The organism is Methylomonas koyamae, assembly GCF_001644025.1.
GTDB lineage: Bacteria > Pseudomonadota > Gammaproteobacteria > Methylococcales > Methylomonadaceae > Methylomonas > Methylomonas koyamae_A.
In genome coordinates this window covers 1-6,787 of the sequence record NZ_LUUK01000152.1, presented here as the reverse complement: position 1 = coordinate 6,787, position 6,787 = coordinate 1, and the positions used below count along the sequence as shown (strand labels likewise).

Sequence of the window (6,787 nt, the reverse complement as noted above, 5' to 3'; positions counted from 1 at the left end):
TAAATACCCCCGGCGCTCATGGCGCGCAATTCACCACCAGTTCCTGACTGTACTGGCCAACTTCCTGGTCCTTGGACATGAACACGGCGGTGTAACGGCGCAGTTCCGGCTTGCCGGGCGTCAGCAGCGGCCGGCGATCGACGAAGGGCGAGACGGTGGCGCGGCCCAGCAACACCCAGTCGGTGTCGATGTCGCGCTGGCAATAGAGATTCACGCCATCGCTGCGGTGCTTCACAAAACTCAGTACCACCACCCCACCGGTTTGATCGTTGCCGCTCAATTTGGGGTTGGCCGTGGACAGATCGCCGGTCCGGCTGCTGCTGTCGATACCCAATTGCGCACCGATACCGTCGGTGTAATTGGCACGCGCCTTGATGCGCCGCACTTCCGCCCGAATCAGGTTTTCGGATGCTTTACGACTGTCGCTCTTATCGGCGGTCGCCTGCTTGGCGAGCGCGGCGGCATTGCCGGCCAGCCGCGACTTATCGTGAAAATCGGCGTTCGCCGCCGTCAGCGCCGCCAAGTCGGCATCCGCCACGCCGTGTTCGGGTTTCAGATTGGCCAGGAAATGGTCGAACCAGGCCAGAAAGTCGTGATCGGCGTTCGGGATAAACGTGGATTTGGGCATGTTAAATTCCTCGATGAATGAATTGAATCCGCCCACCTACTCCAATTTCGCCACCGGCAACGCCCGCGACGAGGGTATCGGCGTTTCCATGCCGTGTTTTTATGTTGGAAACACGTCCTTCCGCTTTCCAGTGACGTGCTTCCAAAGTTCCGTGACGTGCTTCCAGGCTTCCGTGACATGCTTCCAAAGTTCCGTGACGTCCTTCCAACCTTCCGTGTCGTCCTTCCAGCCTTCCGTGTCGTCCTTCCAGCCTTCCGTGACGTCCTTCCAACGTTCCGTGTCGTGTTTCTACGGCTCCGTGAACGGCAAATCGCCGGAAGCCTTGCCAGTCGTGGTCTGCAGCGGTTGCCCCCCAACGTTGGAAACACGTGTAAAAACCGTTCAGGGACGGGCAAGCAAAGCGGCTTACCGCCAACCGCGTTGAGATGCGCGCCTATTCGCTCGCCAGCGAGCTAACTTATGCAGGAAAGCTAGTGGAATAGCAGAGGCGCGCCCTCCTTGAGCGTTGGAAAGGATAGTCTATAAATTGAAAACAGCATAGAATAGCCGCTAACGACTTCGCGCGGACATTTTTCCATGCACTATGATTGCGGCTCGTTGCGTTTAGGAAGTTTAGTTGGCAGCTAACGACCCGTTGCTGTCTATCGCCTAACGTGATCCAATGGCGGCAATTTGACCAGTACCTGCCAAAAGTCTTATATGTCTCCGATGATTTACGGACAGGAAAAAATGCATGCAGGGAAAGATAATTTTGTGTCGAAGTAAATTTAGCGTTAGCTATGAATTTGGCTATCTAATTCCTTGTGTAGCTACAAATTTTCGGTAAATGTATTTCGACCTAAACAAGTTAAAGAATGATGGGTTTGTTGAATTCAACGGGAATCTAATTGGCGACGACTCCCTTGATATAGCAAACAATCTAGGAAAAGTTGAGAATATACCGGGCGTAGATTTGGTACAGACATTAGTGCCTTCCAATAATATTAATAACGAGGCGAGCAGCTACAGCGGCATTTATGGATTTGAGGAGTTTCCATTTCATAGCGATATGGCGCATTGGTATCGACCTCCAAGATTTTTGATGTTGCGATGCCTCACTGCTTCCCAATTTGTTTCAACAAAAATAATCAAGGCCGCTCCACTGTTTGAGAATGAGGACCCAAATGATTTGCGCAGAGCCCTATTCAGGCCGAGACGAAGATTGGACGGGCACCTGAGTCCACTTCGGCTATTCGAAGGTGATTTCTATAGATGGGACTACTTGTTTATCGAACCAATAGGTAAATTAGCAAAGTCACTTCAAGCGCGTATCGAACAACGAATTGCGATCGCTACTCCTAATATACATATTCTTGCTCATGCGGGAGATTGCCTCATTATCGATAATTGGCAAGCTTTTCATGCTCGATCGACTATTCCTGCAGCGGCATCGAATAGAAAACTAGAACGAGTCTATTTATCTGAATTCACAGGGTAACTTATGGAAAAAACCAGCCATGAATGGTCACCAGAATCATTATTTGCAAAAGCTCAAAAATATGCGGAAGTGATGTTTGAACACCAAGATACCAATTGGCAATTTGGTTTGTGGTCAGCATTTGTGCTCGAAATGCTAATAAGATCTGCTGTAGCAAAAACATCGCCAGTTTTATTGGCAGACCTTAAAGATTCGAATAATTTGCTCTTCGCCCTGGGCAAACCTATCAAGAAATCAAAATTTATTGCCAAGTCAGCATCTATAACTGAGTTGTTAAAGAGAGTTGAAGATTTGGCTAAGGATTTTACGGGAGAGAATGCGAACTTCTGCGTCAGCCATTTAGAACGGAGAAACAGTGAAGTCCATTCCGGCAATATGCCCTTTGAAAACCTTGGCAGTGCTGCATGGCAGCCCAATTTTTTCACAGTCTGTGATGTATTGACTAGAGAAATTGGCGAATCGTTAGAGTCATTGTTTGGTTCTGAAATAGCCGATCAAGCAAGAGAAGAAATAGAAGCTTTAAAAGATGAAAACGCACAAGCGGTCAAGGGCACGATAGCCACTCATAAAACTGCATGGGAAGGAAAAACAGATGAAGAACAAGATCAGGCGCGCAAACAAGCTAGCACTGTATCCCTGCGCCATTACGGCCATAGGGTGAATTGTCCTGTTTGTCAAAGCACGGGCTTGTTGCTAGGTAAAGCTGTTGGCGAGGTTAAACGGGAGGTTGATGATGACGGGATTGTGGAAAAACAAGTAATGCGGCCAGAATCATTCCAGTGCGTTGCATGCGGATTAAAGATTAATGGCTATTCAAAATTGATCGCGTCCGGCCTCGGTAATACTTACACCGCCACCTCACATTACACTGCCATCGAATATTTTGAAGTGGATATTGATGAGCACATTCGCGGCATGATGGAAGACGATAACAATGAATATTGATGCGCTAACAATTTGATGCCGGTGATCGACTGCTTTCGGTAGTTCAGCCGCCCTAGATTGAGATTCTTGGATGTCTCTTTTTGGCCGAACCCAGTCCCCTAACCCAGCGAACCCGCGCCGTTTCCGCCGGCTTGCCCACTTCACCGCTATGTCATCCTTTGGCCGGATCGGGTCGGGCCTTTCCTCGTAAGGCCATAAGGTGCGCAGACTATAGGGTGCTGCCGTCAGGCGCACCGTTCGCGATCGTTGCGCCTCACATGGCTCGGCACAACCTATAGGTGGTCACACCGTGTTGGGATTTCGGCTGGCGGCTGTAGATCGATAAGGGTAGGCACGGCTTTTTGTGCCCACGCGGCTTGCAATGGTGGGCAAATTTGCCCACCCTACATCTGCTAGAAGCACTTAACCGAACGATCAAAAATTTATAGTGCCGTCCTCAAAGTGGCCGAGTTTTACCTTCAGCCCGGAAGGATGCGCTTAGGTACGAACCGTATCGATCGAGTAAGGAAGTAGATTGTAACGGTGACAGACCAGCAACCGGCCTTATTCAAGCTTTCATCGTTACGTGAAATTAGGTGTTTATTCCGAGAATGGGGACATGAAATCGATTTGCCTAAGATAGCGGCTAGAGAATTACGCGATCGATGCGGTTGATTTTGTTCACCGCGTCTATGTGCTTACGATTCTCGTCACCGGTGTCGGCAGTTCCGCAGGGTGAATCCGTGCAATTCCCATTGCGCCCCCTTCGTCGCTCGGCAAACCGGCTTTAGCGGGCGAACCTCAAGCAGCCAAATCCAGAATTATTAACCCGGCCCTACTGATCTGGCATTCCGTTCGGGCCGAGCTCGGCTAAGCCCGGACCAGTACGCCCTTCGACAGGCTCGGGGCGAACGGTTTTTAGGGGCCGGATGAATAGAAGATACGCAAGAATCGGAAAATACCGGGATACCAGTCCGTGGCGATTTTGGAAAATCATGATAATTCCAAAGACTCCCAGTAACGAGGAAACATGCTGATGCGCCGCTTCAGGGCCAATGGCAAGGCCTTGTGTATCCAACCTAGCCGATACCCCAACAATTTCAACGCGGAACGCAAAATGCATTCGGGTATGCGCCAAGTTTGCCCCAACTGCATGATGTGTTTAACTTCTGAAATGACAAAACGCCGCCCTTCCCCGCGCGCTCTGCCGAATTGGCGTTCAATCCAGTCTTCCTGCCCGTAAAACACGCCGATATCGAAATAGCGCCGAAATTCTTGCCAAAGAGAATAACTGTGCGAATGAACGACGAGAGCGTCGGCTTCATAACGGACGCTCCAGCCGGACAGCAGCATTTTAGCGGCAACATAGGCGTCTTCGCTGCCGATCACGTCGAGTGGAAATCCGCCGACCGCCTCAAGGGCCGTGCGTCTGTACGCCGCGAACGAGTCGGAGCTGAAGCAAGTCTTGATACCCAAGCTGGCGGAATCGGAAAGTTTCTTGGTTCTGCTTCGCGCGGGGTAGTTGAAATAACGGGCGTGCGCTTCAAGAGTGCCGGCTTCCGGGCGCGGCAACTGCCGCCCGTATGCCACGCCCACGTCGACATCCAACAACACCGCATCCCGCAACTTACGCAAACTTTCCGTATCGGCCAAAATCGCATCCTGCGTCATAAAGATCAGTATGTCCGCAGACACCAAGTGGCTGGCCCAACGCCGAGTCCCGCCATGGTTGAATGTTCCCGGCGGAATCGTTTCGACTCTAGCGCCCGCCGCTAAACAACGTTGTACGGTGTCATCCGTCGAGTGACTATCGACTATCAGCCATTCATCGGGTTGCAAAGACTGGCTCGCCAGTGCCGGCAACAGCCGATCCAAGTGCTGACTGGCATTCCAAACCGGAACAATGACTGCGGTTCGTACTAATTCAGTATTCATCTACTTACTCCTAGGGTTCAAAAATAAATTCAAAATTTCAACGACGTCTGTGACGGCTCAATGCCGGGCATTTGCGTGACGTCCAAAACCAACTGCTCGCTTCTCGCTGAATGCAAGTCGCTGCCTATCTGAATCCGTACTCCCGCTGACTTAAACGCCTCGCCCTCATCGAAAGAACTCGTGCTGTAATAGCAAGACCCTGGCGACGAATTACCGAGATCGTCGAGATCTTTGGCCAGGTTGAATGCTTTCAGTAAGGTGATCGGCATACGCAGAGTCCCACAATTTGTTTGATTAATCTGTTAACTGCGACCTCTAATCGAGGTCATGACGACGGTGTCGTTTATGCCCGCCGGCCGCTGACGAAATCATTGGTTGAGGCGTTTCCGACCCACTTGTTAAAAACAACGCAAACCCCATGCCGATTTATTTGAAATACATAAGCAGTTGAATTTAAATAGACAAATTGATCCTTGTAGGAAAGATAAGGCTTATGGCAACATCAAACCGAGACGACATGTCGTATATCTGCGATATTTCGCCCCGGTTTGTCATGACTACTGTCATCGGTGTCAAACCGCTTCGACAGGTCACTCAACCCAAACAGTGAAGGCGCGTATATTTGGGCGGCTCTATTGGCCGACTTTTACCTTCAGTCTAAAATCGCCGCGATAAATCCAATTCAATCCTGCCATGGACACACCATCCCATCCGTTACCGCCGGCTGACCGCGCTCAAACCCGGCTGTACTATTGGGTCTTGGCGGCGATTGTATTGGGTGGATTATTCGGCCATTTCGATGCGGCGCATGCGGTGGCATTGAAGCCGGTCGGCGACGGTTTTATCGGCTTAATCAAAATGCTGATCGCGCCGGTGGTGTTTTGCACCGTGGTGCTGGGCATTGCAGGGGCGAGCGACATGAAGAAAGCCGGGCGCGTCGGCTTTAAAGCCCTGGTGTATTTCGAAGTGGTATCGACTCTTGCATTGGCCTTGGGTGTCATAGTGGCCAACGTGCTGCGGCCGGGCCAGGGCTTTAACGTCGATCCGGCCAGTCTGGATACGCAAGCGGTGGCGGGGTTTGCCAAGCAGGCCGGTCAACAAACCGTCGCCGAGTTTTTCTTACACATCATCCCCAAAACCTTTACCGACGCCTTCACCGGCTCGGGCGATTTGCTGCAGGTGTTGCTGGTCTCGGTGCTGTTTGGGCTTGCGCTGCATAAAATGGGCGAAGCCGGGCGTTTGGTGCATCGCTTTGTCGAGGAATGCGCCCATCTATTCTTTGCGATGATGAATGTGGTCATGAAATTGGCGCCGATCGGCGCGGGCGCGGCGATGGCCTTTACCATCGGCAAATACGGCATAGATGCCTTGAAACCCTTGGCCGCGTTGATGGGCTGTTTTTATCTGACCTGCGCGCTGTTTGTGGTGCTGGTGCTGGGCGGGATAGGTAAACTGATCGGTTTCAACATCTTCAAGCTGCTGCGTTACCTCAAGGAAGAGTTGCTGCTGGTGCTGGGAACATCTTCGTCGGAAACGGCATTGGTGCCGCTGATGAATAAACTGGAGCGCTTGGGTTGCTCGCGGTCGGTGGTCGGCTTGGTCGTCCCTTCCGGCTATTCCTTTAATTTGGACGGGACCAATATTTATCTGACCCTGTCGGCCTTGTTTATTGCTCAGGCGTTGAATGTCGATTTGAGCCTATCCCAGCAACTGACCTTGTTGTTGGTGGCGATGTTGACAAGCAAAGGCGCCTCCGGAGTGACCGGCGCCGGTTTCATTACGCTGGCCGCGACGCTGGCGGTGGTGCCGGCGGTACCGGTGGC

Annotated in this window: 6 protein-coding genes; 3 read left to right on the top strand and 3 right to left on the bottom strand. The window is 51.5% G+C overall.

Features of this window, described 5'->3' with window-relative positions:
- Positions 1–16 precede the first annotated feature (16 nt).
- Complete coding sequence (locus A1355_RS10320; protein WP_064027690.1) at positions 17–628, bottom strand: hypothetical protein; 612 nt, start codon at positions 626–628, stop codon at positions 17–19.
- 826 nt (positions 629–1,454) lie between these two features.
- Between A1355_RS10320 and A1355_RS10315 the strand changes: the two genes are divergently transcribed.
- Complete coding sequence (locus tag A1355_RS10315; protein ID WP_064027687.1) at positions 1,455–2,105, top strand: TauD/TfdA family dioxygenase; 651 nt, start codon at positions 1,455–1,457, stop codon at positions 2,103–2,105.
- Between the two features lie 3 nt (positions 2,106–2,108).
- The gene (locus A1355_RS10310; RefSeq protein ID WP_064027685.1) at positions 2,109–3,050 is read left to right on the top strand and encodes a hypothetical protein; all 942 of its coding nucleotides are present in this window, start codon (positions 2,109–2,111) and stop codon (positions 3,048–3,050) included.
- Positions 3,051–4,022: 972 nt separating this feature from the next.
- Here the strand turns inward: A1355_RS10310 and A1355_RS10305 are convergent.
- On the bottom strand, positions 4,023–4,964 hold the full coding sequence (locus A1355_RS10305; protein ID WP_064027682.1) for a glycosyltransferase family 2 protein: 942 nt from the start codon (positions 4,962–4,964) through the stop codon (positions 4,023–4,025).
- A 29-nt stretch (positions 4,965–4,993) separates the two neighbouring features.
- A complete protein-coding gene (locus A1355_RS10300; RefSeq protein ID WP_064027680.1) occupies positions 4,994–5,233 on the bottom strand; it encodes a hypothetical protein in 240 nt (79 codons plus the stop codon).
- Between the two features lie 424 nt (positions 5,234–5,657).
- Here A1355_RS10300 and dctA point away from each other — a divergent pair.
- Positions 5,658–6,787 (top strand): C4-dicarboxylate transporter DctA (dctA, locus tag A1355_RS10295; RefSeq protein WP_064027678.1); only part of this gene is annotated, 1,130 nt, incomplete at its 3' end.

What these genes read in the sequence shown, in the direction of transcription:
- A1355_RS10315 (WP_064027687.1), top strand. Translation starts at nt 1,455, where the DNA reads ATGTATTTCGACCTAAACAAGTTAAAGAATGATGGGTTTGTTGAATTC.
- A1355_RS10320 (WP_064027690.1), bottom strand. Translation starts at nt 628, where the DNA reads ATGCCCAAATCCACGTTTATCCCGAACGCCGATCACGACTTTCTGGCC.
- A1355_RS10305 (WP_064027682.1), bottom strand. Translation starts at nt 4,964, where the DNA reads ATGAATACTGAATTAGTACGAACCGCAGTCATTGTTCCGGTTTGGAAT.
- A1355_RS10310 (WP_064027685.1), top strand. Translation starts at nt 2,109, where the DNA reads ATGGAAAAAACCAGCCATGAATGGTCACCAGAATCATTATTTGCAAAA.
- A1355_RS10300 (WP_064027680.1), bottom strand. Translation starts at nt 5,233, where the DNA reads ATGCCGATCACCTTACTGAAAGCATTCAACCTGGCCAAAGATCTCGAC.